This window comes from Corallococcus carmarthensis (assembly GCF_003611695.1).
Taxonomy (GTDB): Bacteria; Myxococcota; Myxococcia; order Myxococcales; family Myxococcaceae; genus Corallococcus; species Corallococcus carmarthensis.
In genome coordinates this window covers 1-22,924 of the sequence record NZ_RAWE01000031.1, presented here as the reverse complement: position 1 = coordinate 22,924, position 22,924 = coordinate 1, and the positions used below count along the sequence as shown (strand labels likewise).

At 69.2% G+C, this 22,924-nt stretch carries 19 protein-coding genes and 1 rRNA gene; 8 read left to right on the top strand and 12 right to left on the bottom strand.

The window, feature by feature from the left end:
- Positions 1-74: 74 nt before the first annotated feature.
- Positions 75-1,892 carry an aspartate--tRNA ligase gene (gene aspS, locus D7X32_RS11675; RefSeq protein WP_120602602.1) on the bottom strand — a complete coding sequence of 606 codons (1,818 nt, stop codon included), beginning with the start codon at positions 1,890-1,892 and terminating at the stop codon, positions 75-77.
- Between the two features lie 190 nt (positions 1,893-2,082).
- Here aspS and D7X32_RS11670 point away from each other — a divergent pair, with 190 nt between their 5' ends.
- The 4 genes from D7X32_RS11670 to D7X32_RS11655 all read left to right on the top strand — a co-directional run bounded on the left by D7X32_RS11670 (position 2,083) and on the right by D7X32_RS11655 (position 5,732).
- Positions 2,083-3,189, top strand: coding sequence for a hypothetical protein (locus D7X32_RS11670; RefSeq protein WP_120602601.1), 1,107 nt, complete (start codon positions 2,083-2,085; stop codon positions 3,187-3,189).
- A gap of 23 nt (positions 3,190-3,212) precedes the next feature.
- Positions 3,213-4,508 (top strand): hypothetical protein, encoded by a 1,296-nt coding sequence (locus tag D7X32_RS11665; protein ID WP_120602600.1) that lies wholly within the window; start codon positions 3,213-3,215, stop codon positions 4,506-4,508.
- Between the two features lie 11 nt (positions 4,509-4,519).
- The gene (locus tag D7X32_RS11660) at positions 4,520-5,296 is read left to right on the top strand and encodes a hypothetical protein (protein ID WP_120602599.1); all 777 of its coding nucleotides are present in this window, start codon (positions 4,520-4,522) and stop codon (positions 5,294-5,296) included.
- Between the two features lie 196 nt (positions 5,297-5,492).
- On the top strand, positions 5,493-5,732 hold the full coding sequence (locus D7X32_RS11655; protein WP_120524508.1) for a YHS domain-containing protein: 240 nt from the start codon (positions 5,493-5,495) through the stop codon (positions 5,730-5,732).
- A 22-nt stretch (positions 5,733-5,754) separates the two neighbouring features.
- Here the strand turns inward: D7X32_RS11655 and recJ are convergent, their stop codons facing one another.
- On the bottom strand, positions 5,755-7,470 hold the full coding sequence (recJ, locus tag D7X32_RS11650) for a single-stranded-DNA-specific exonuclease RecJ (RefSeq protein ID WP_120602632.1): 1,716 nt from the start codon (positions 7,468-7,470) through the stop codon (positions 5,755-5,757).
- Positions 7,471-7,640: 170 nt separating this feature from the next.
- Between recJ and D7X32_RS11645 the strand changes: the two genes are divergently transcribed.
- Positions 7,641-8,225 (top strand): outer membrane beta-barrel protein, encoded by a 585-nt coding sequence (locus D7X32_RS11645; protein ID WP_120602598.1) that lies wholly within the window; start codon positions 7,641-7,643, stop codon positions 8,223-8,225.
- 75 nt (positions 8,226-8,300) lie between these two features.
- Here the strand turns inward: D7X32_RS11645 and secF are convergent, their stop codons facing one another.
- The 6 genes from secF to D7X32_RS11615 form a co-directional block, all read right to left on the bottom strand.
- Positions 8,301-9,467, bottom strand: a complete 1,167-nt coding sequence (secF, locus tag D7X32_RS11640; RefSeq protein WP_120602597.1) for a protein translocase subunit SecF — start codon at positions 9,465-9,467, stop codon at positions 8,301-8,303.
- A 33-nt stretch (positions 9,468-9,500) separates the two neighbouring features.
- Complete coding sequence (secD, locus tag D7X32_RS11635; RefSeq protein ID WP_120602596.1) at positions 9,501-11,273, bottom strand: protein translocase subunit SecD; 1,773 nt, start codon at positions 11,271-11,273, stop codon at positions 9,501-9,503.
- Complete coding sequence (gene yajC, locus D7X32_RS11630; protein ID WP_120558798.1) at positions 11,273-11,623, bottom strand: preprotein translocase subunit YajC; 351 nt, start codon at positions 11,621-11,623, stop codon at positions 11,273-11,275. The genes secD and yajC overlap by 1 nt, the downstream gene beginning before the upstream one ends.
- 151 nt (positions 11,624-11,774) lie before the next feature.
- Positions 11,775-12,911, bottom strand: a complete 1,137-nt coding sequence (tgt, locus tag D7X32_RS11625) for a tRNA guanosine(34) transglycosylase Tgt (protein ID WP_439328996.1) — start codon at positions 12,909-12,911, stop codon at positions 11,775-11,777.
- Positions 12,912-12,967: 56 nt separating this feature from the next.
- Positions 12,968-14,056: a tRNA preQ1(34) S-adenosylmethionine ribosyltransferase-isomerase QueA gene (gene queA / locus D7X32_RS11620; RefSeq protein ID WP_120602594.1), complete on the bottom strand. Its 1,089-nt coding sequence runs from the start codon at positions 14,054-14,056 to the stop codon at positions 12,968-12,970.
- A gap of 51 nt (positions 14,057-14,107) precedes the next feature.
- Positions 14,108-15,214 carry a SpoIID/LytB domain-containing protein gene (locus tag D7X32_RS11615; protein WP_120602593.1) on the bottom strand — a complete coding sequence of 369 codons (1,107 nt, stop codon included), beginning with the start codon at positions 15,212-15,214 and terminating at the stop codon, positions 14,108-14,110.
- A 114-nt stretch (positions 15,215-15,328) separates the two neighbouring features.
- Between D7X32_RS11615 and D7X32_RS11610 the strand changes: the two genes are divergently transcribed.
- The 3 genes from D7X32_RS11610 (at position 15,329) to D7X32_RS11600 (ending at position 16,914) form a co-directional block, all read left to right on the top strand.
- Positions 15,329-15,877 (top strand): hypothetical protein, encoded by a 549-nt coding sequence (locus D7X32_RS11610; RefSeq protein ID WP_120602592.1) that lies wholly within the window; start codon positions 15,329-15,331, stop codon positions 15,875-15,877.
- A gap of 38 nt (positions 15,878-15,915) precedes the next feature.
- Entirely contained in the window at positions 15,916-16,251 is a 336-nt protein-coding gene (locus D7X32_RS11605) for a hypothetical protein (protein WP_244238969.1), read from the top strand.
- 63 nt (positions 16,252-16,314) lie between these two features.
- Complete coding sequence (locus D7X32_RS11600) at positions 16,315-16,914, top strand: hypothetical protein (RefSeq protein WP_120602590.1); 600 nt, start codon at positions 16,315-16,317, stop codon at positions 16,912-16,914.
- 8 nt (positions 16,915-16,922) lie between these two features.
- Here D7X32_RS11600 and D7X32_RS11595 read toward each other — a convergent pair whose 3' ends face one another.
- The 4 genes from D7X32_RS11595 to rrf form a co-directional block, all read right to left on the bottom strand.
- Positions 16,923-18,158, bottom strand: a complete 1,236-nt coding sequence (locus D7X32_RS11595) for a KamA family radical SAM protein (RefSeq protein WP_120602631.1) — start codon at positions 18,156-18,158, stop codon at positions 16,923-16,925.
- Positions 18,158-19,528 carry a KamA family radical SAM protein gene (locus D7X32_RS11590; RefSeq protein WP_120602630.1) on the bottom strand — a complete coding sequence of 457 codons (1,371 nt, stop codon included), beginning with the start codon at positions 19,526-19,528 and terminating at the stop codon, positions 18,158-18,160. Before D7X32_RS11590 ends, D7X32_RS11595 begins: the two co-directional genes overlap by 1 nt.
- A gap of 116 nt (positions 19,529-19,644) precedes the next feature.
- Positions 19,645-22,434 (bottom strand): serine/threonine-protein kinase, encoded by a 2,790-nt coding sequence (locus D7X32_RS11585; RefSeq protein ID WP_120602589.1) that lies wholly within the window; start codon positions 22,432-22,434, stop codon positions 19,645-19,647.
- Between the two features lie 370 nt (positions 22,435-22,804).
- Positions 22,805-22,921, bottom strand: a 5S ribosomal RNA gene (rrf, locus tag D7X32_RS11580).
- Positions 22,922-22,924: the final 3 nt, after the last annotated feature.

The window sequence follows — 22,924 nt, the reverse complement described above, 5'->3', positions numbered from 1 at the left end:
CGAAGGGCCCGGGGTGCGGCGAGGAACGAAAGCGGCACGCCGGGAGTGTCCTCCACCCGGCGTCATCACGAAGGCTACTTCTGCGGCAGCGGCACCGTGCGCACGTGCAGGTCGCGCAGCTGCTTCTCGTCCACGTCGCCGGGGGCGCCCGTCATCGTGTCCGTGCCCGTCTTCGTCTTGGGGAACGGGATCACGTCGCGCAGGGACTCCGCGCCCGTCAGCAGCATCACCAGGCGGTCCATGCCCAGCGCGATGCCGCCGTGCGGGGGCGCGCCGTACTTGAGCGCGTCCAGCAGGAAGCCGAACTTCACGCGCGCCTCCTCCTCCTGGATGCCCAGCGCCTTGAAGACCTCGCTCTGCACCTTCGGGTCATGCAGGCGGATGGAGCCGCCGCCAATCTCGAAGCCGTTGAGCACCACGTCGTAGCGGTGGCACTTCACGCGGCCGGGGTCGGTCCCCAGGTACTGCACGTCCTCGTCGTGCGGACGGGTGAAGGCGTGGTGCGCCGCCGCCCAGGTGTTCGTCTCCTCGTCGAACTCGAAGAGGGGCGGGTTCACCACCCAGAGGAACTTCCACTGGCCGCCGCTGCCGTACTCGGGGATGAGCCCCAGCTTCTTCGCCACGTGCACGCGCAGGTTCGCCATCACCGTGTGGACCAGCGACTCCTTGCCGAACTGGAACAGGATGAGGTCGCCCGTCTTCGCGTTCACGGCCTGGTTGATGGCCTGCCGCAGCGCCGGCGTAATCGTCTTGGACAGCGGGGACTGGGTCCACTCACCGCCCTCGCCCACCTTCGCGCGCGCCAGGCCCTTCGCGCCCGCCTGCTTCGCGAAGTCCTCCAGCTTGTCGCTCTCCGCGCGGGACAGCGCCTTCTCCGCCGGGACGACCATCGCCTTGACGATGCCCTTGTCCTGCACCGCGTCCCACATCATGGGCACGCCGCCCGCGGCGCCGTGCTCGCGGATGACGTCCGTGAGCACGGTGTGCTCCAGCCCGAAGCGCAGGTCCGGCTTGTCGTTGCCGTACTTCGCCATGGACTCGTAGAAGTCCATGCGCTGGAAGGGCGTCGGGATGTCGATGCCCAGCACCTCGCCCCACAGCTTCTTCAAGAGCCCTTCGATGATGGTGAAGATGTCGTCCTGGGTGACGAAGCTCATCTCCACGTCGATCTGCGTGAACTCCGGCTGCCGGTCCAGGCGCAGGTCCTCGTCGCGGAAGCACTTCACGATCTGGAAGTACCGGTCGAAGCCCGCGACCATGAACAGCTGCTTGTAGAGCTGCGGGCTCTCCGCCAGCGCGTAGAACTTGCCCGGGTTCAAGCGGCTGGGGACCAGGAAGTTACGCGCGCCACCCGGCGTGTACTTGCCCATGAAGGGCGTCTCCAGCTCCAGGAAGCCGTTGCCCGCCATGTACGAGCGCGCGAGCGTGTTCATCTTGGAGCGCGTCATCAGCGTCTTCTGGAGGGGCCCGCGGCGCAGGTCCAGATAGCGGTGCGCCAGGCGCTTCTCCTCGGACGTCTCCACGTTGTCCTCGATGAGGAACGGCGTGGGCTCCGAGCGGTTGAAGATGGTCAGGTCCGAGGCCTTCACCTCGATTTCGCCCGTCTTCATCTTCGGGTTCACGTTCTTGCCGCGCGACAGCACCTTGCCCTTGATGCCGACGCAGTACTCCAGGCGCAGGTGCCCGGCCGTCTCATGGGCGTCCTTGCTGTCCGGCTCGAACACCACCTGGGTGAGCCCGTCGCGGTCCCGCAGGTCGATGAACACCGCGCCGCCGTGGTCGCGGCGGTTGTGCACCCAGCCGAAGAGGACCACTTCTTCGCCAACGTTCGCGGCAGTGAGCTGACCGCAGGTGTGGGTACGCTTGACCTCGGAGATGAACGGGACCGCCATGGAGACCGCCTGCGTTTGGTTCGGGAAGGAAGGCCGGGCACCATAGCGGATCGTGGAAACGACGCGTCAAGGAATCCATGGCTCCGGCACCCCTGTGTTTTCACCGCCGTCTCACTCGGAAGATGGGCGCTTGAGCAGCCAGGCGCGCACGTCCCCGCAACCCGGAAAGGGTTCCCGGGTTGGAGCCTCCATGCAGGGGGACCTGGAAACCCGCCGCCGGCCCGGGAGCGTGCCCACGTCCGCGTCCGCGCGCGCGGGGCTGGTGCTGCTGGCGCTGTTGGGGGCGCGCACGGCCCGGGCGGAAGCAGCGGACAGCTCCGTCACGCTGGAGGCGAGCGGCGGCCACGGCTACGCCCTCTGGAGCCTGCTGGGTGACGTGGGCGTGGGGGAGGCGACCTTCCTCACGCTGGGCTACACCGGCGCGCGGCCGGAGTCCGGCACCGCGGCCACCCACCAGCTCTCCGTGGGCGTGGATCACCTGGCGGGCGGGCACTGGCTGTTGTCCGGCGCCGTCAGCCTGGGGCTGTCCAAGGCCTCCGACACGGAGCTCTCCCCGGAGCGCCCCCGCCTCAACGTCCCCGGCCTCACCGCCCGGACGGGCTACGGCAGCCAGGCGGTGCAGCTGGGGGCGGCCTGGGACTCGGCGGGCTTCGACACCTGGGAGTACGGCCTGGACGCGGGCGTGGGCGTCAGCCGCTACCCGCTGCGCCGCCAGCTCTTCACCGTCTCCGGAGGCACCCCCACGGAGCGCTACACACAGGAGGACCTCCTCTGGTCGGCCCGCCCCACCCTGGGCGCGCGGCTCATCTGGGACGGCCGCTGGGAGCTGGGGCTGCGCGGGGGCTACGCCTTCTACAGCGAGGACCCGCTCACCGCGGGCCAGTTCACGGACGCGGAGACGGAGACGCTGGAGGCCCAGCTCGAAAGCCGGGTGGCGGCCCGGAAGGCCCTGGCGGGCCTGCGCCGCCGCCAGCTGCGCGACCTGGGTGCGGCCGTGACGCGGCGCCTGGGGGACGTCAACGCCAGCACCGGCTTCCCCTCCGCCCCGGTCCGCTGGGACGTGAAGCCGTCCCTCTCCTGGCGCCTCACCCCGGCCGTCAGGGGCCAGCTATCCTACGCCTTCACCCGGTACGTGCCCGGCCAGGGGGTGGCCCACGTGGTGGCCACCCGGTGGACGGTGCGCCTGGGCGACGCGGTGCGGCTGTGGGCCTCCGTGGCCCTCCAGCGGGACGTGCCCCAGGACACCCCGGCGGAGGTGTCCGGCCTGCTCACACTCGGAGGGGAATACACGTTCTGAGCGGTCCGGAGTAAAACGGCGTCATGCTCCGAACAGTCATCACCGCCGCCGTCGGGCTGACCCTGGCCACGGGCTGCGCGCCGGACAGCACGGCCCCCGTGAAGGTCTCCGTCCTGTCGCGCTCCAGCAATGGCCAGTACGTCCCCACGCAGGTCGAACTCACCACCATCGAAGACGTCGTCGGCCTGAAGGGCACCGTCGGCGACCTCCAGGGTGGCGCACGCATCGTCATCGACGTGAACGACCCCGGGCTGCAGAACGCCACGGAAGACACCATCGCGGACGTGCTGATCAAGAAGTCCGGCCACGACGTGAAGGCCAGCTACATCTCCCAGAAGGATGAGAAGACGGGCGAGGACGTCCTCTGGCCCGCGGACTTCCACTCCTGGAACATGGTGACCTCGTATTACAACCTCGAGCGCGCCAACGAGTACTTCCGCACCGTCGCCAACGTGAAGACGGTGTCCTTCGAGCCCTCGCCGACGCTCTACTACTTCCCGGAGTTCGTCCAGGCGCAGGTGAGCAAGGAGCCGGCGCGGGACAACGCCCTCTTCTACCCGGTGCTCCAGTCGTTCCTGGTGCTGCCGTTCGAGAAGATCCAGCGCGCCCCGCTGCCCCTCAACGCGGCGGTGATGGCGCACGAGTATTCGCACCTCGTGTTCAACCGGCTGGCGTACGCCGGCCAGTCGCTGCCCCAGTCGCTGTCCACCTGGGGCTCGCAGTCGCCCAGCCAGGGCGCCAACGTGCTCAAGGCCTTCGACGAGGGCCTGGCGGACTACCACGCCTACGGCGCCACCTGCCGCAGCCCCAGCGGGTGTGACCCCCGCTTCATGGCGCCCTCCTTCGACGGCGGCGCCTACTCTGCCGTCACGGACGCGCGCGACCTGTCGCGTGGGGACCGGTGCATGAGCGCGCTGCTGTACGCCCGCGTGCAGCAGCAGGACCTGGGCACCTTCTCCGCCGACGGCGCCGAGTACCAGGTGGGTACGTTGCTCGCGACCGCGCTCTACCAGGCGGGCCGCTCCACCGGCCAGGAGGCCCAGCTGCAGCGCGACATCGTCTCCGCGTACTACGACACGACTCCCGGCAAGGAGGGCATCTTCCAGCTGACCCAGATTGTGCTGGGCGACCAGTCGCGGTTCTCGCTGGCGGTCCCCGCCGCCTCCATCATCGCGCACATCTCCGACCTGGAGCTGCGCAAGGCCGTCTGCAACGAGTTCATGGACCACCTGCAGATTCCGCGCGCAGACCTCATCGGCGACAACCTCTGCCCGGCCAGCGCGGCGGGCGGCACCACCTGCCCGAACATCCACCAGTGAGGCCCGCTCCCTTGAACACCTGGCTCAAGGCCTGCCTCGCTGGCAGCCTGCTCATCACCCCTGCCGCCTTCGCCCAGAGCGCGGACGACGACGACCCCTACGCCTACCCGGAGCAGGAAGCCGAACGCGCCCAGGAGAAGTCCCAGAAGGAAGACGACGACGCGTACGACCGCCGCCGCAAGCTGGTGGATGAGACGGACGAGTTCCGCGAAGCCGCGGAGACCGACAACAACGAAGGCTTCCAGCGCATGTCCCGCCTGGACGACCCCAACCTGGGCGTCGCGGTGGAGCTGGTCGCCGGCCTGTTGATGGTGGACAGCGCCCGCGGTGACTTCTCCGACAACAAGCCTGGCCTGGGCGTGCGCGCCACCTGGGAGTTCGGCCGCTCGCTCTTCACGGAGAACGACACCCTGCGCGAGGCCCTCTTCGCGGACCTGCGCTGGATCTACGGCAGCCTCAGTGACGGCACGGATTTCATCAAGGGGGACACGCGGCTTCACTACTTCACGCTCGCACCCGCCTGGTTGTTCCGCTTCGGCGACTCGCCCTTCGGTCTGTTCCTTCAGGCCGGTGGCGGACTCGCGTACCAGAACACCGGCATCACCATTGGCGAGGACGAGACCAAGGTGAACGGCCTCAAGCCCGTCATCCAGTACGGCCTGGGCATCCGCGGCCGGCCCGCCCTGTCGCGCACGCTGAACCTCACCTTCCGCCTGGAGGCCATGGGCTTCCGGCGCGGCTACGCCAACGACTTCTTCCTGGGTGGCAGCGCCGGCGTCGGCTTCTAACAGGCAGCCCCGGACGTCCCTTCGGCCCCCGCGCCCTTCCCCACTGGGAAGGGATGGCGGGGGCTGAACTTTTTCCCCCTTCAGGTACCGGACAGGGCCGCGCTGCTTGGCCTTCCAAGGAGATTGAACGCTGGCACGCCCCCTGCTTTCATTCGCGCCGGGTGGGGGAGTCAGGGGCGTTGGCTGGAGGTGGAAGATGAACGGCGGACAGGAACAGGAACAGGGCAACACCCGGCACTGGGATCCGGTGTGCGGCAGGCACCTGGAGGCCCCGGAGGGCCATCCCTCGTCGGAGTACAAGAAGCGCCGGTACTTCTTCTGTTCGGAGGGCTGCCGCACCGCCTTCGAGCGTCAGGCGGAGCGCTTCCGCCTCAACGAGCTGGCGCGGGCCGGCGCGCTGATGTCGCCGGGCCGGGTGCGCTGGGGGCTCGCGTAGGGCGGGAACCCCGGGGACGGCGTCAGGCGGCCTGACGCACGTCCTTGAGGCGCAGGGACAGCTTGCGCTGGCCCCGGAAGGTGTCGAAGCCGGCCTGGAAGGCCAGGTCCACCGGCCCCTCCACCAGCGACACGCGGTCCGCCATGCCGAAGCCGATGGCGTCCAGCTCCGGTGCGTCCACGAGCGCGAGCTTGAGGTGCCCCGCGCCGGGCACACCGGACTTCGCGGGCAGCACGCGCGGCCGGGCCTGCTGGCCGCGCAGCACCAGCACCGGCTCCGGGTTGCCCTGGCCGAAGGGCCCCAGCTTCTGCAGGGACTCCACCGCCGTCGCGTCCAGGTCGCGGGGGTTCACCACCGCGTCCACGCGGCAGCGCGGAATCAGGTCCTCGGGCGTCAGGCGCTGGAGGGCAATCCGGGCGAAGGCCTCGCGGAAGGCGGGCAGCTGCTTCGCGTCCACGGTGAGGCCGGCGGCGTGCTTGTGCCCGCCGTAGCGCATGAGCAGGTCCGAGCAGCCGGTGAGCGCGTCGTACAGGTGGAACGCCTCGATGCTGCGCGCCGAGCCCTTCCCCACCCCGTCCTTCACGCCCACCATCACCGTGGGCCGGTGGTAGCGCTCCACCACGCGCGACGCCACGATGCCGATGACGCCCGGGTGCCAGCCCTCGTCGTAGAGCACCAGCCCACGCGAGTCCTTGTGCTCCTCCGCCTGCGCCAGCGCCTGCGTGAGGATGCCGCTCTCGATGCCCTGCCGCTCCGCGTTCGCGCGGTCCAGCACCTGCGCCAGCGAGCGCGCCGTCTCCACGGAGTCCGCGCAGAGCAGCTGCAGGCCCAGCGAAGCGTCATGCAGGCGGCCCGCGGCGTTGATGCGGGGCCCCAGGCGGAAGCCCACCTGCCCCGCGGTGACGGACGCGTCCGGCTCCATGCCGGCCACCTCCTTCAGCGCGCGGATGCCGGGGCGGCGGCCCTGGGACAGCTCCTGGAGGCCGTGCGCCACGAGGATGCGGTTGGCGCCGGTGAGCGGCACCACATCCGCCACGGTGGCCAGCGCCACCAGGTCCATCAGCGCCTTGAGGTTGGGCTCCTTGCGCGTGGCGAAGAAGCCGTCGTCGCGCAGCCGCTTGCGCAGGCCCATGCACAGGTTGAAGGCCACGCCCGCGGCGCACAGCACCTTCGTGGGGTACTCGCAGCCGGGCTGGTGCGGGTTGAGCACCGCCGTGGCGGGCGGCAGCGTGGGCGGCACCGTGTGGTGGTCCACCACCACGACGTCCAGGCCCAGCTCCTTCGCGCGGGCAATCTCCGCCACGGAGGTGATGCCGCAATCCAGCGTCACCAGCAGGCGCGTGCCGTCCTGCGCGATGCGCTCCACCGCGGCCAGGTTGACGCCGTAGCCCTCGTCCAACCGGTGCGGGATGTACGTGGCGGGGGGAGCGCCCAGCTCCTTGAGGAACAGGTACATGAGCGACGTGGAGGACACGCCGTCCACGTCGTAGTCCCCGTAGAGCGTCACCTTCTCCTTGAGCCGCACCGCGCGCAGCACGCGCTCCACCGCGGGGCCCATGCCCTTCATGCGGAACGGGTCCGGCAGGTCCGCCAACCGGTCCGACAGGAAGGCCGAGGCCGCCTCCGGCGTGCGGTAGCCGCGATGCAGCAGCACCCTCGCCGCCAACGGGTGCAGCGACAGCTCACCCGCGAGTGAACCGACCTCCTGCTCGACGACGTCTGGAAGCAACCACCGCATGGTGAAGGACAGTACCTCAGACGTCCGACCAAGGCAGTCCAACCCGCCTGCTCACACCACCCTCCTGCACGCGTGTTCAGACGTACGCTCGGCTGCTTCCCTGCTGTGAACCTGCACGGCGGGTACGCGGTGCCCAGCTTGATTGCACACCCGTGGACAGGGAGGTCCGCATGCTTCGCAGGTATCTCCAGGGCGGTGCCCTGATGGCCGTCGTGTTGTGCGCCGGGCCCGCGCTCGCGCAGAAGAAGCAGGGCGACGTGAACGTGTTCCTGCGCGGCGGCATCGGTGACTTCACCGGCGACCTGGGCGACCTGTCCAGCACCGGCCCGCTGTGGGGCCTGACGCTCAACCTCCAGCCCACCACCTTCCTCGGCTTCGAGGTCGGCTACGAGGGCTCTCAGAACAAGGTGAGCGACACGCGCCTCTTCGACGCGCCCTCGCTGGTGCGCAACGGCGGCAGCGCGCTCGTGAAGGTGTCGCCGCCCTTCCTCACCGCGGTGCGTCCCTTCGCGGGCGTGGGCCTGGGCCTGTCCTACGTGGACGTGCGCGGCGCGGGCGCGGGGCTCTACGACAGCGACCTGATGGAGGAGATCCCGCTCGCGGTGGGCCTGGAGTTCAACACCGGCGGCCTCACCGCTGGCGTGAGAGGCACGTACCGCGTCCTCATCGACCAGGACTTCGCGGACGCCACCAGCACGGACGACGCGGGCGGTGGCCTCATGGACGCGTCACTCACGCTGGGCGCGCGCTTCTAAAGCGAAGGGCCCTCGCTCCCACGAATGGGAGGAGGGCCCTCGTTGCTTCAAATCACCTGACGGCCTGGGGCCGGCTCAGGCCGCCTTCGGCTCCTGCTTGGCGCCGCCGGAGTGGCCCTCGCGGGAGTGCGCGCGCTCCTCCAACCAGATGACCACCGGGCTGGCGATGTACACGGACGAGTACGTGCCCACGAGGATGCCCACCAGCATCGCCATGGCGAAGTCGAAGATTTCGCCCACGCCGAAGATGAGCAGACCGATGAGCGACAGCGCCGTCACGCCGGAGGTGAGGATGGTGCGGCCCAGCGTGTCGTTGACGGCGATGTTGATGACCTCCGCCAGCGGCTTGCCCTTGTACTTCACCATGTCCTCACGGATGCGGTCGTAGATGACGATGGTGTCGTTCACCGAGTAGCCCACGATGGTGAGCAGCGCGGCGATGGACGTGAGGTTGAACTCGCGCCGGCTCACCAGGTAGTAGCCAGCCACCATGATGACGTCGTGGACCATGGCGAGCAGCGCGCCCGGGCCGAACTTGAAGTCGAAGCGGAACGCCACGTAGATGAGGATGGCGATCATGGAATACACCAGCGCCATGATGCCGCGGTTGCGCAGCTGCTTGCCCACCTGCGGGCCCACGTAGTCCACGCGGCGCTGCTCGAAGTTGGGCTTGTCCAGGCCCGCGCTCAACGCGGTGAACACCTTGTCCGCCATGCCGCTCGCCACGACCTGGTAGTCGTAGCCGCTGCCGCCCTGGTTCGCGCCCAGGTCGCGCACTTCCTGCACGCCGATGCCCGCGCCCTCGACGGCCTTCTTCACCGCCTCCGCGGACATGGGCTGCGTGGAGCGGAAGTTCACGATGCCGTTCGCCATGTCGGCGTAGACGTTGCGCGTCTCGCCCAGGCCCTGGATGGCCGTCTTGGCGCGCTCGGCGTTCTCCTCCGTGAGCTGCGTGACGCCGCCCATGCGCAGGAGGAAGGAGTTCTCCTCGGCCGCGCCCACGCCCTGGACGCTGACGTCGTGCAGACCGCCCGCCTGGGCCTTCTCACGCACCTGCTCCGCGGTGGTGGGCGTGTTGTACTTCAGCTCCACCACCGTGCCGCCGGCGAAGTCCACGCCGAAGTTGAACCCCACCGCGGCGATGCCGACGATGATGGCCAGATTGATGATCGTGGAGATGAAGAGCGCCGGCTTGCGCTTTCCAATGAAGTCGATGTTCGTCTTGTGCTTGAGAATCTGCATGGCGGATTTCCCGTGGCGCCTGTGGGGGGCCGGTTAGACGGACACCGACTGCGCGTTACGGCCGTGGACGAAGTAGGTCGTGATGACGCGCGTCACGACGATGGACGTGAACAGCGACGCCAGGAGGCCCACGATGAGCGTGGTGGCGAAGCCGCGGACCGGACCCGTTCCCGTGAAGAACAGGATGAAGCCCGCGATGAGCGTCGTCACGTGCGCGTCGAAGATGGTCCAGAAGGCGCGGTCGTAGCCCTGGTCCACCGCGGCGCGCGCGGACTTGCCGTGGGACAGCTCCTCGCGGATGCGCTCGTTGATGAGCACGTTCGCATCCACCGCGATGCCCAGCGTGAGCACGAAGCCCGCGATGCCCGGCAGGGTCAGCGTGGCGTTGAAGAACGCCAGACCCGCCAGGATGAGCAGGCCGTTGAGCAGGAGCGCCACGTCCGCGATGAGGCCGGACTTGCGGTAGTAGATGGCCATGAAGACGACGACGAGCGCCAGGCCCACCAGCGCGGCCAGGCTGCCCTTCTTGATGAGCTCGTCGCCCAGCGTCGCGCCCACCTGACGGATTTCGCCCACCGTCACCGGCGCGGGCAGCGCACCGGCCTTGAGCACCAGCGCCAGCGTCTGCGCCTCGCCCAGCCACTCCTCGAAGCTGCGCCCGCTGGCGCGGCCCATGGTGATGCGCGCGCGGCCGCCGCCAATCTTCTCGTTGATGCGCGGGGCGGTGTGCACGTTGTCGTCCAGCACGATGGCCATCCGGCGGCCCACGGCGGCCTCGGTGAGCTTCTCGAACTCGCGAGAACCGGCCGGGTCGAACGCGATGTTCACCTCCGGCTCGTTCATCTGGCTGACGGACGCGTCCGCGCCCGCCAGGCTCTCACCCGTGAGCGGAACGTTCTTGTCCAAGAGGTAGCTGCGGTACGCGATGCAGTCGTTCTTCTTCACCGGGTTCGCCACGCACTCGGTGACGACGTCGCGGCCTTCCGGCGTCTTGTCCTTCGCGTACGCCAGCAGGGCCTCGCGGTTGGGCGAGGACAGCTGCGGGAAGCCCTCGTCCTCCACCAGGGTGATCTTACTCTCCGCCGGGGGCGGGTTCTGCTGGAACATCTGCGCGAACACCTGGGGGTTGGTGTCGTCCACCATCCGGAACTCCAGCTGCGCGGTGGTGCCCACCAGCTCCTTGGCCTGCTCCGGGTTGCTGCGGCCGGGCAGCGAGATCTGGATGGAGTCCGTGCCCAGCTTGCGCACGTCCACTTCCGCCACGCCCCACTTGTCGATGCGGCGGCGGATGACGAGCATCGCCTGGTCCACGGCCTCATCGCGGAAGCGGTTCACCTGGCCCTCGTCCGGCTTGAGCACCAGCGTGCCGCCGTTGCGGGACTCCAGGGAGAAGTCCGTGAAGGTGGCCAGGACCTCCTTCTGGATGGCGTCCATGGTCGCCGGGTCCTTCGCGGTCAGCGTCAGCTGCAGCCGCTCCGGATCCGTGTCCGCCGTCACCTCGCCCAGCTTCTTGTCGTTGACGTAGGTGGCGATCTGCGTCCCGCGGCGCTCGGTGCGCTTCTGCAGGGCCGTCTTGGTGTCCACCCGCATCACCATGTGGATGCCGCCCTGCAGGTCCAGCCCCAGGTTGAGGCGGTACCGGGCGGGGGGCGCCCACTTGGGCAGCCGCTGCTCCAGCACGGCGATGTTGTTGCGCTCGGCGCGGTCCAACACCACCAGCGAGTAGTACGTCGGGACGAGGAACCAGATCGTTCCCAGCGTCACCGCGACAATCATTCCGAACTTCCACCACCAGCCGCGGTCCATTACTTCTCCTCCTTCTTCTCAGCGGGGGCCGCCGCCGGGGCGCCCGCCACCGGAACGGTACCCTTCGCACTGACAGCCGTCTTGAGCACGCGCACGCGCACCCCGCTGGCGATTTCCAGCGTCACGGTGGAGTCGTCCACCTGGTGGATGCGCCCGAGGATGCCGCCGGACGTCACGACGTCATCGCCCTTCTTCAGCCCCGCGAGCAGGTTGCGGTGCTCCTTGAGCTGCTTCTGCTGGGGGCGGATCATCACGAAGTACATGATGGCCACCAGCACGGCGAGGAAGCCGAAGGTCCCCAGGGGGGAACCGGCCCCGGCCTGCGCGAGAATCAGGAAACTGTCAGCCACGAACTGCCTCGTCGTTCGAAAGGGAGGACTCGGGAAAGCGGCCCCGACCCGGCGTATGGGTGGGGGCAAAACATCCGAAAGGGTGGCCTCTTAGCAAGGGCGCCCCATGTGAGCAAGTGAACGCCGGAAGCGCGGCAATCCCTTTGCCCGCTCACCGACCGCCTTTGCGTTCGGCCTCCTGCGCCACGGCCTTGGCCCGGAACTCCCGGGCGAACGTGGCGAAGCGGTCCTCGGCGATGGCGCGGCGCACCTGGGCCATCAGGTCCAGGAAGTAGTGAAGGTTGTGCAGCGTGTTGAGCCGCATCGCCAGGATTTCCCCCGCGGCGAAGAGGTGCCGCAGGTAGGACCGGCTGAACGTGCGGCAGGTGTAGCAGGAGCACGCCGGGTCCACCGGGCGCGGGTCCTTGGCGTAGGCCGCGTTGCGGATGACCAGCTTGCCCTCCGAGGTGAAGAGCAGGCCATTGCGCGCGCACCGCGTGGGCAGCACGCAGTCGAACATGTCCACGCCCTGCTCCACGCACGTCACCAGGTCCAGCGGCGTGCCCACGCCCATCAGGTAGCGCGGCTTGTCCCGGGGCAGCAGCGGCGCCGAGAAGGCCACGCCCGCGTGCATCGCCTCGGGCGCCTCGCCCACGGAGTAGCCCCCCAGCGCGTAGCCGGGCAGGTCCACCGCGCAGATCTCCTCCGCGTGGCGCTTGCGCAGGTCCTCGTGGAGGCCGCCCTGCACGATGCCGAAGAGCGACGAGCGCTCGCGGCTCCACGCCTTCACGCACCGGTGCAGCCAGCGCGTGGTGCGCGCCAGGGACTTCTCCAGGTAGGCCCGGTCCTCGGTGGACGGGGGGCACTCGTCGAACGCCATGATGACGTCCGCGCCCAGCGTCTCCTGGATCTCGATGGAGCGCTCCGGCGACAGCGAGTGCCGCGACCCGTCCAGGTGCGACTGGAACGCGGCGCCCTCCTCCGTGATCTTGCGCTTCTCCGACAGGCTGAACACCTGGAAGCCGCCGCTGTCGGTGAGCATGGGCCGGTCCCAGGAGATGAAGCGGTGCAGGCCGCCCATCTCCCCGATGAGCGGCTCTCCGGGGCGGAGCATCAGGTGGTAGGTGTTGCCCAGGATGATCTGCGCGTCCAGGGTGGCGAGGTCGTCCGGGCCCACGCCCTTGACGCTGCCCACCGTGCCCACCGGCATGAAGATGGGCGTTTCAATGGGGCCATGCGGCGTGTGCAGCCGGCCGCGGCGCGCCTTGGTGCCGCTGGTGTCCTCGTGCAACAGCTCGAAGCGCACCAGCCCCGGGGGCACGCGGGTATCGCCCTTCTCCTTGCGCTGCTCGTCGACCACGGCACTCACTCCTTCACCAACATGGCATCGCCGTAACTGAAGAACCGGTAGCCCGCGCGCACGGCCTCCTGGTACGCGGCGAGCGTGCGCTCCCGGCCCAGGAGCGCGCTCACCAGCATCACCAGGGTGGAGCGCGGCAGGTGGAAGTTCGTGAGGAGCACGTCCACCTGGCGGAAGACATAGCCGGGCCGGATGAACATCGCCGTCTCGCCCGGGCCGCTCTTGAGCTTGCCCGTGTCCTTGTCCGTGGCGGACTCCAGCGTGCGCACCACGGTGGTGCCCACGGCGACCACGCGGCGCCCTTCCGCCTTCGCGGCGTTCACGGCGGCGGCGGTGGCCTCGGGCACGGTGAAGCGCTCCGGGTGCATGTGGTGCTTGTCCAGCACCTCCTCGCGCACGGGCAGGAAGGTGCCGGGCCCCACGTCGAGCGTCACCTCCGCTCGCCGCACGCCCTTCGCCGCGAGCTTCGCGAACACGTCTTGCGTGAAGTGCAGGCCCGCGGTGGGCGCGGCCACGGCGCCGGAAGCGCGGGCGTACACCGTCTGGTAGCGCTCGGCGTCCGCGGCGCCAGGCTCACGGGTGATGTACGGAGGCAGCGGCAGGCGGCCGGCCGCGTCCAGGAGGCTGGCGAGCGAGGCGCCCGGGGCCGCGTGGAAGCGCACCCGGTACTCCCCTCCCCCCAGGGCCTCCAGGATTTCGGCGGACAGGCCTCCGGCGAAGGTGACGGACTGGCCGGGCTTGAGCCCCTTGGACGCCTGGCCCAGGCACACCCACTCGAGTGATTCAGGCGCCCCACCGAGCGCGGCGGAGGTGAGCGTGGCCGTGGCGGCGGGCCGGACGACCAGCAGCTCCACGCGGCCACCGGTGCCGCTCTTCTGGCCCAGCAGGCGCGCGGGGATGACGCGCGCGTCGTTGAGGACGAGCAGGTCGCCTTCACGCAGCAGGTCCGAGAGGTCGGTGAAGTGCTGGTGGCTCCAGGCGCCGGTGGCGCGGCTGACGACCATCAGGCGCGACGCGTCCCGGTGGGCCAGGGGGGCCTGGGCGATCTGCGCCTCGGGGAGCTCGAAATCGTAGTCGGAGAGGAGGGACGACACGGGGTTGGCGCTTGTAGCAGCCCCCGCGCCCTCACGGAACCGGCGAGGGCGTCAGTAGAGCTGCTGGAACTCGGCGCCCGGGTAGTAGTGGGAAAGGATTTCCCGGTACGTCTTGCCCTGGTCGGCGAAGGCCTTGGCGCCCCACTGGCACAGCCCCGCCCCGTGGCCGAAGCCACGTCCGGTGAACACGTAGTTCTTGCCGGAGGCTTCCACGTCGAAGTCCAGGCTCTTGAGGCGCGTGTAGCCCAGCTTGCGGCGGAACTGCACGCCGTCCACCACGGTGCCATCCGCCAGCGTCACGCGGGTCACCCGGTGCGTGGGCGTGCGGCCGGTGACGCGCATGCCGTCCGGCGAGGACTTCAGCGCCTTGCGCAGCTCCGCTTCGGGGAGGGTCGCGGACCAGCGGCTGGCGGGCAGCTTGCCGCAGGGGCAGTCGACGGGCTGCAGGTATGGCAGGTTCCGCTGGAGGGCGTCCTGGCCGGACTCGGTGTGCCCGCCACAGGAGGCATGAAAATACGCCTCGATGGGGGCCAGGTCGTACGTGAGCACCTCGCCGCGCGTGGCCTCCACGGCGGCGCGCGTCTTGGCGTCCTCGCGGTTGACGCCGCCGTACACCTGATGGAGCACGCTGCTGCCCATGTGGAAGGCGGCCCCATACGCGTCCAGCTTCTTCTGCAGCGCGTACGTCCGGGCGGCCACTGCCTGGGCCTTGAGGGCCTCCAGGGGAAAGGACACGGGCATCTCGCTGCCGAGCACCGCCGCGAGGTAGTCCTCCAGGGGGATGACGTTGATGAGCTGGAGGCTGCTCTTGAAGAGGCGCACGACGACGTCGCCGCGCACCTGCGCGTTGCCCGCCTTGAGGGGCTCGTTGCCGGGACCGCCCGCGTCGGTGGCCTCCATGCCGCCGCGAAAGCGGATGGCGTCCCCGATGACAGGCGCCCCGTTGACCTCCAGCTTGCCGTTGCGGCGGCGCACGGTGGCCTGCCCGGCGTTGATGGCGACGAAGCTGCTGTCCTCGGCATCGGGTCCGAAGCCCAGGCCCCGGCCGCTCACGCGGACCTCTTCGCCGGGGTCGTCCATGGCAATGCGCATCGTCTCCACGGCGAACGCCCGCGACGACGCGAGCAGGAGCAGCAGCAGTGCCACACGTTGCAACATGGTCCAACAGTCTAGGGGCGGGGCGATCCGCCTCAAGAAATCGGCCAGGCGGCGGGGCACGCCAACGGCAGGAGCCCGCGAAAACCCCAGGCGGATGCCGCAGAATGGAGCCCCGTGACCGCCTCTGTCCCCGATGCCGCCCGCCTGTCCCCCGAGACCCTCGTCGCGGCCCTGCGCGAGCTGGAGCCCCGCACGGCGGCCGTGCTCATCCGCCGGCTCGTGGAGCGCCGCCCGCTGCCGGAGTGCACGGCCTGGTACGGGATCTCCAGCAACGCCTTCTCGGCGCTCCTGCTCCGTTCCGCGGTCGCCCTGGCCCGTCAGCTGGGGCTGTCCACAAGGCCTCCTGAAAGCCAGGAGGAAGCCACTGCCTGGGAGCGGATGCTGGCCGTGGCCGTGGAGAAGGACACCGCGCCCGTGCCGGTGCCGCTCGCGCCCGTGGCGTGGCTGTGCCGTCGGATGCATGAGCTGGGACCGGAGGTTGAGACCGCGCTGGCCCGGGCCGCGGAAGCCGACGCGGAATCCCCTGGAAGGGCGCGGGAGGAATGGCTGCGGAGGCTGGCGGTGGCCGCGCTCCTGGCGCTCACGGCCTGGCTCTACTGGAGCCGTCCGCCGGAACCCGAGCCCCGCCCCGAGCGCCGCATGCGCTCCCCCGAACGCCGCTGACTGGACGCGGCCACGAGCGGGCGCATATGGGTAGGACCATGCGAGCGACCCGGTCATGGCTGGCCCTCCTCACGGCAGGAATCGCGCTGGCGGGCTGCGCGAAGCACGTGGACACCCGGGTGGCCGGGGATGACGACGCGACCCTCGACGGCATCGAGGCCCGCCTCGACGAGCTCCGGGCCCGCGAGCAGGGTGACGACCTGACGTGCGCGCAGCAGTGCGACGTCTCCGCGAAGACGTGCGCCACGGCGGAAGAGCTCTGCGGCCTCGTGGAACAGCAAGCGGACCGGGATGACCTCCCGCCGCGCTGCGCCAGGGCCCGCGAGCAGTGCGCGGGCGCGGGCGACGGCTGCACGCGGTGTCAGGCGCCCTGAAGAACCGGCCATGCGTCGGCTCTGACTCCGTGCCTATGATGGGCCGGATTGAGGAGCCTCCCCATGAACCCCCGTCTCTCGTTGATGCTCGCGGTCTCGTCGCTCGTGCTGGCGACCCCTGCCCTCGCGGCGGAGGAGGAAGGCCTGACGCCGGAGAAGGTGGCGGCCATCCAGCGCGATGAGGCCGCGGCCCAGGCGAAGGTGAACGCCGATTTCGGCAACCGGAAACCTTCGGAGATGAGCAACGCGGAGCGAGGCCAGTCCATCCGCGACCAGCAGAAGGAATCCGCCAAGGTCATGGAGAAGCACGGCGTCTCCGCGAAGGACTACGCGACCTTCACGGCCCGGATGACGCCTGAAGACAACCAGCGCGTCGCCAACGAGGCCAAGCGGCTCGACGACAAGGCCAAGGCCGACAAGGAAGCCGAGGCGAAGAAGCGCAAGGGCGACGGCGAGGTCCACATCCAGCAGGGCTTCAGCGACGCGGACCCCGTGGAGCTGGAGTCCGAGGAGGGCGCGGAGCCCGTCGTCGACGTCGACAGCAGCCTGGAGACCGCGCCGACCGCGCCCAGCGCGCCGGTCGTGGAGATTGGCGAAGCCGCGGGTACGCCGACGAAGTCCGGCGGCCGGAAGTCGTCCAAGTCCTCGCGCCGCGGCAAGTAGTCCCGCGGTCAGCGGCTTCTGGAACCCAGCTCCCGCGACCGCGCCTGCCACACCTCGTCGTACGGGCAGGAGCAGTCGGTCTCCTCCGGCTCCGGGTAGGCGTAGGTCTGGCCCTTGTAGTTGCGGAACAGGGTCTCCCGCTCGCCCCGCTCGATGACGTAGTCAGGCTGGAGGGTGACCTTCCCTCCCCCACCCGGCAGGTCCACCGCGAGGTGCGGCACCGCGAGCCCGCTGGTGTGCCCGCGAAGCTGCTGGAGGATCTCCAGCCCCTTGGCGATGGGCGTGCGCAGGTGCTCGCACCCTTCCGCGACGTCCATCTGGTGCAGGTAGTACGGGCGTACGCGGCTGCGCAGGAGCACATGCGACAGCTCCTTGATGATGCGCGCATCCGAGTTGAGCTGCCGCATCAGCACGGCCTGGTTCTCCACCGGCACGCCATGATCCACCAGCCGCTCGCACGCCTCACGGGCCTCGGGCGTCACTTCCTTCGGGTGGTTGAAGTGGGTGATGACGTAGACGGGCGCGTACCGGCGCAGCAGGCGCGCCAGCGAATCGGTGACGCGCATGGGCAGCACCACCGGCACGCGCGTCCCGATGCGGATCATCTCCACGTGCGGAATCTCGCTCAGCGGCGCGAGCAGTGACTCCAGCCGCTCCTCGCTCAGGAGGAACGGATCGCCTCCGGAGATGAGCACATCGCGCACCTCCGGGTGGTTGCGCACGTAGTCGATGCCCCGGCGCATCTGATCCTTGGTGAGCTCCGCCTCGCCGCCCTTGGTGATGCGCCGCCGCGTGCAGTGGCGGCAGTAGACCGAGCACGTATCGAGGGCCAGGAACAGCACCCGGTCCGGATACTTGTGGACGATGCACTCCTCGGGGCGCGTCTTGTCCTCGCCGAGCGGATCCTCCAGCTCCCCGGGCCGCACCCGTGCCTCCGCGCGCACGGGAATCGACTGCATGCGCACCGGGCACGACGCGTGCTCCGGATCGATGAGGGACAGGTAGTACGGGCTGATGCCAATCCGGAACAGCGAGGACGTCTCCTGCACCCCGGCGCGCTCTTCCGCGGTCAGGCGCACGTAGCGCTCCAGCTGCTCCAGGTTGCGCACCGAGTGACGCTGCTGCCAGCGCCAGTCCGTCCACTCCGCGTCGGTCACGGAGGGGAACAACCGGGCCCGGCCCTCGGCACTGAGCGAGGGACGGGGAGACGACATGGGCGCCGTCGCGCCCGCGGAGGAATCCATCACGCGGCCTTGGGCTGCTCCCGCCACCACGCCTGGCCGGACTCCGGCAGCGTGTCGATGGGATCGTAGTACTCGTACTTCCGATCAAGTGCGCCGGGGTCGTTCGCTTCCACGCTCGTGCGGTAGTTCTTGGTCCAGTAGGAGATGCCGCGCTCGCGGTCGTACTCCGCCACCTGGTGGATCCACCGCTTCCCCACGAACGGCACGTCGCAGACGATGCGCGGCGTGGCGAAGCCTGGCATGTAGCCCATGATGTCGTGCTGGAGCTTCTGTGCCTGCGCCACCGACAGCCGCCAGTGCTCGCTGTTGGGGATCATGTCGCACATGTAGAAGTAGTACGGCAGGATCTTCGCGTGGTCGAGCAGCGTGAAGCACAGGTCCAGCAGCGCCTTGGGACTGTCGTTCACGCCCCGCAGCAGCACGCCCTGGTTGCGCACGTCGCGGAAGCCCATGTCGAGCAGCTTGCGCACGGCCTTGCCCACCAGCGGCGTGAGCTGCTGCGCGTGGTTGACGTGCGTGTGCAGCGCCAGGTCCACGCCGCGCTCCACGGCCTTCTTCGCCAGCCGGTCCAGGCCCGCCAGGACGCTGTCCTGGAGGAAGTGCTGCGGCAGCGCCATGAGCCCCTTGGACGCCAGGCGGATGTCGCGGATGTTCGGGATGTCCATCAGCGCGCTGACGAACGGCTCCAGCGCCTGGATGGGCAGGTTCGCGATGTCGCCGCCGGACACCACCACGTCGCGCACGGTGGGCGTGCGGCGCAGGTAGTCCAACATCTGCTCATAGCGCTCCTTCTGCCCCGTCGCGAACTTGTGCTTGGACACCTGCGGGACGTCGTTGCCCACCAGGTCCATGCGCGTGCAGTGGCCGCAGTACTGCGGGCACGTGGGCAGCATCTCCGCCAGCACCTTCGTCGGATAGCGGTGCGTCAGGCCTTCGACGACCCACATGTCCGCCTCGTGGAGGCTGTCACGGCTGGCGCGCGGGTGGTTGGCCCAGTCCGTGCGGCGGTCGGCGAGCGCCGGCAACATGTACCTGCGGACCGGGTCGCTCCACAGGTCCTCCAGGTTCATGGTGTTGAGCATCTGGGGCGGGACGAGGATGGACATCGTCGCCCGCTCCTTCTGGTCCAACTCCATGCTCACGGCCAGGTCGTCCGGCAGCAGCGCTCCGAGCGTCGCCCGCAGCTCGCGCAGGTTCTTGACGGTGTGCTTGCGCTGCCACACCGAACTCTCCCACTCGGCCTCGGTGACGTCCTTGTAGCCGGGGATGCGCCGCCAGTCGGGCTCCACGAACTCCTTGCGGAGGGGATAGGTGAAAGGCTGCTGCGCGGGGCCAGCGTCGGGCTTGCCTCGAGTGGACATCGTGCTCATGGACACATCACCTCAACGTAAGGAGCGTCGTGGGCGAGGCGTCATAGCCTGCCCCCCGACATCCCTGCTCAACAATCGCCAGGGGCACAAGATGCCCCATGGCGCAGTGCGTCCGTTCATTCCACTTTGACGTTGATGAGCTTGGCCACGCCTTCCGCCTCAACGGCCACCACCTGTGGCTTGGTCGACTTCCCGTTGAGCTTGAAGACGACCTTGCGCTTGCCCACCGGCAGCGTCAGCGGATTGCCCAGCGGCACAGGGGTCACGCGCCCCGTGTTCTTCCCATCCACCCAGATTTGAGCGCCCGCCGGCGACGTGCTGCAGGCGAACTTGCCCATCGCGGCAGCGGCGGTGGGCTTCGGGGTGGACGGAGGCTTCGGCGTGGGCGTCGTGGCCACGGGCGGAGGCTTGGGCTTCGGCTCCGGAGGCGGGGGCTTCGGCTTCGGCTCAGGCGGCGGAGCTTCGGCCACCATGTCCACGGAGACCCGCACTTCGGTGTCCCCGTTGGACGAGAAGTCGCCGGAGAACGGCTTGAAGCCGGTGCGCTTCGCCGTGAAGGTGTACTTCTTGCCCATCTCCAGGTCGCCGAGCTTCGCCCCGGGCAGCTTGCCCAGGGACTTGCCGTCGACGGTGATCTCCGCGCCCTCCTGCCCTTCGAACAGCGCGGTGAACGTCTTGGGCGCGGGCGGCTCGACGGGCTTCTCCGGAGGCGGCTCCGGCGTCGTGGGCGGCGGCGTGTTTTCCACCACTGGCGGCGGCGTGGGAGTCGGCTCCTTGGTCTCAGGAGGCTTGGGCTCCGGAGGCTTCGGAGGCGGAGCATCCGACTTCAGGCTGAGGAGGATGGGGGCCGCGGCCTGCCCGGCGGTGACCTCGATCTGCTGCGTCACGGGCTGGTAGCCCGGCGCCGAGGCGGTCACGTTGTGGAGCCCGGCGGAGAGCTCGATGACCTGGTTGGCGTTCACGGGCTCACCATCCACGAGGACGGTGGCGCCCACGGGCGCGACGAAGTTCACGGAGCCCGTGGACGCCCCACGGACCACGAAGACCACGCCCACGATGAGCAGCAGGGCCACGCCCGCGGCCATGCCGATGATGGCGGGCTTGGGCAGCGGCTTCTTCGGTCCGGCGGGGGGCTTCGCCTTGGCCTTGGCCTCGACCTTGGCGGCCGGGGCCGGCTTCGCCATCTTGGAAGCCTTCTGGGGGATGGTCGCCGGGCCGTCGGCCTCGTCGTCGTAGGGCGGCTCTTCGCCGTCATGCCCTTCGTCTCCGTAGTCCTCCTGACCGTCGCGATCGTACTCGTCGCCCTGGTCGTCGTAGGCGCCGTCCGGGTCGTCCGCCTCAGCCGCCTGGGGACGCAGGCCATTGTGACGGGAGCCCACCGGAACGGTGATGTTGCCAGTGGTCTCCTCTTCCTCGGGCTCCAGCACCGGTGCCGCCGAACCACCGCGCGAGCGCGAAGGCGGCGCCGTCGGCGCCGGGCCAATCATGGTCGCGCCGGCATAGGCCTCGCCGCCCTCGTCCCCGATGATGACCTGGGACTTGGGACCGCTCTTGCCCTTGCCGCGAGCGCCGTCCTCCTGGGCATAGGGAGAGGCGCTGGTGTGGTGCCCGGCCCGGTCGATGGGGTTCGCCGAACGGCCGGTGATGCTGTCATCCACGACGACGCTGCTGTCCGCGATCCGCGTCTCCGGAGCGCGGAACGTGTGCGTGGAGTCGACGATCTGCGTCTTGTCCGCGGCGCCATCCATCTCCGCCAGTTCTTCAGCGGACGGCGGCGGGATGTAGCCAGGCGCGGGCTGGGCGGGCGCCGTGGAGGCGCGGCCCACGGGAGAGCCGGAGGCCGAAGGCGCGGGAGACTTCTTCTGCGCGGTCGCACGGGGCGGCGCGGCCGGAGGAGGAGGAACCGTCACTCCCGAATGCTCGATCTGGTCCGGACGCTCGACGGAGGCGTAGCGCTCCATCTTCTCCGCCTCGCGGAGCATGTCCTCGGCGAAGGCCTCCTTCATGAAGCCGGACAGGTGCTTCGACGAGTAGATGGCGTCCCCAGCGAGGAGGAAGCGCATCAGGTCTTCCTGGAGGTCCGACGCCCACTGGTAGCGGTCCTCGGGCTCGCGCGCGAGCGCCTTGAGGACGACCTTCTCCAGGCCCGAAGAGATGTTCGGATTGAACTCGCGCGGCAGCGGGATGTCCGCGTTGCGCACCTTCTCCAGCGTGGAGAAGTCCGACTCGCCCACGAAGAGCTTCTCGCCCGTGAGCATCTCGTAGAGCAGCACGCCGACCGCGAAGATGTCGCTGCGCCGGTCGATGGGCATGCCCCGGACCTGCTCCGGGCTCATGTAGCCGAACTTCCCCTTGAGAATGCCGGCCTGCGTCTTCTGCGAACGGTTGGCGGCCTTGGCGATGCCAAAGTCGATGATCTTCACCTCGCCTTCGTACGAGACGAGGATGTTCTGCGGAGACACGTCGCGGTGGATGATGTGCAGGTCCTGGCCGCGCGCGTCCTTCTTGCGGTGGGCGTAGTCCAGGCCCTCACACATCTTGGAGACGATGAACACCGCCTGTGCGGTGGGCATGATCTCCTTGCGGCGACGGTAGCGCTCCAGGAGCGTGCGGACGTCACGGCCCGCCACGTACTCCATGGCGATGAAGTACGCGTCCTCGTGCTTCCCGAGCTCGTGGATGTGCACGATGTTGGCGTGGTTCAGCTGAACGCTGATCCGCGCCTCATCGATGAACATCGTGATGAACTCGTCGTCCTCCGCCATCGTCGGGAGGATCTTCTTGATGGCGAGGATGCGCTCGAAGCCTTCGACGCCAAAGGCCTTCGCAATGAAGACCTCGGCCATTCCGCCGACGTTGACGCGCTCGAGGAGCAGGTACTTCCCAAAGAAGGTCGGCTTCTTCATCTCGCGGGGCTGCCCGGCGCCGGCGAGTACGGACCGCGGCAGGCGGTGCGCAGACCGGGGGGAGCAGAGACTCTAGATCCAGTGAGAACGGCGGTCAAACATCCACGATGACGCGATTCCCCAAGGAATCCGAGAACTTGGCCCCTCCTTGCCCCAAAACTGACCCACCCGCCTTCACAAGACGGTCCCAGCGCCCGCCAAGCGAGCTCAGGGCCACCGTTCACCAGGCCAGATCAACCCACGAGCCTGGGGGCCATGAGCCCTCCGGCGAGCACGATTCAGCGCTCAAGCCAGGAGGCGGCAGGCGGGAAACAAGCCCGCAAAGACAAAGCCCCTGGCGCCTTGCGGCACCAGGGGCTTTCAAAAAAGAATCCGGCAGCGACCTACTCTCCCACGCGGTTTCCCGCGGAGTACCATCGGCTCTGGAGGGCTTAACTTCCGTGTTCGGGATGGGAACGGGTGTGACCCCTCCGACATTGCCACCGGAAAA

Bases quoted from the DNA above. Each gene is read 5' to 3' on its own strand.
- recJ (WP_120602632.1), bottom strand. From the start codon at position 7,470: ATGCGGTGGTTGCTTCCAGACGTCGTCGAGCAGGAGGTCGGTTCACTC.
- D7X32_RS11645 (WP_120602598.1), top strand. From the start codon at position 7,641: ATGCTTCGCAGGTATCTCCAGGGCGGTGCCCTGATGGCCGTCGTGTTG.
- D7X32_RS11605 (WP_244238969.1), top strand. From the start codon at position 15,916: ATGCGAGCGACCCGGTCATGGCTGGCCCTCCTCACGGCAGGAATCGCG.
- secD (WP_120602596.1), bottom strand. From the start codon at position 11,273: ATGGACCGCGGCTGGTGGTGGAAGTTCGGAATGATTGTCGCGGTGACG.
- aspS (WP_120602602.1), bottom strand. From the start codon at position 1,892: ATGGCGGTCCCGTTCATCTCCGAGGTCAAGCGTACCCACACCTGCGGT.
- D7X32_RS11585 (WP_120602589.1), bottom strand. From the start codon at position 22,434: ATGAAGAAGCCGACCTTCTTTGGGAAGTACCTGCTCCTCGAGCGCGTC.
- D7X32_RS11665 (WP_120602600.1), top strand. From the start codon at position 3,213: ATGCTCCGAACAGTCATCACCGCCGCCGTCGGGCTGACCCTGGCCACG.
- D7X32_RS11670 (WP_120602601.1), top strand. From the start codon at position 2,083: ATGCAGGGGGACCTGGAAACCCGCCGCCGGCCCGGGAGCGTGCCCACG.
- D7X32_RS11655 (WP_120524508.1), top strand. From the start codon at position 5,493: ATGAACGGCGGACAGGAACAGGAACAGGGCAACACCCGGCACTGGGAT.
- D7X32_RS11590 (WP_120602630.1), bottom strand. From the start codon at position 19,528: ATGAGCACGATGTCCACTCGAGGCAAGCCCGACGCTGGCCCCGCGCAG.
- secF (WP_120602597.1), bottom strand. From the start codon at position 9,467: ATGCAGATTCTCAAGCACAAGACGAACATCGACTTCATTGGAAAGCGC.
- D7X32_RS11595 (WP_120602631.1), bottom strand. From the start codon at position 18,158: ATGGATTCCTCCGCGGGCGCGACGGCGCCCATGTCGTCTCCCCGTCCC.
- D7X32_RS11600 (WP_120602590.1), top strand. From the start codon at position 16,315: ATGAACCCCCGTCTCTCGTTGATGCTCGCGGTCTCGTCGCTCGTGCTG.
- D7X32_RS11615 (WP_120602593.1), bottom strand. From the start codon at position 15,214: ATGTTGCAACGTGTGGCACTGCTGCTGCTCCTGCTCGCGTCGTCGCGG.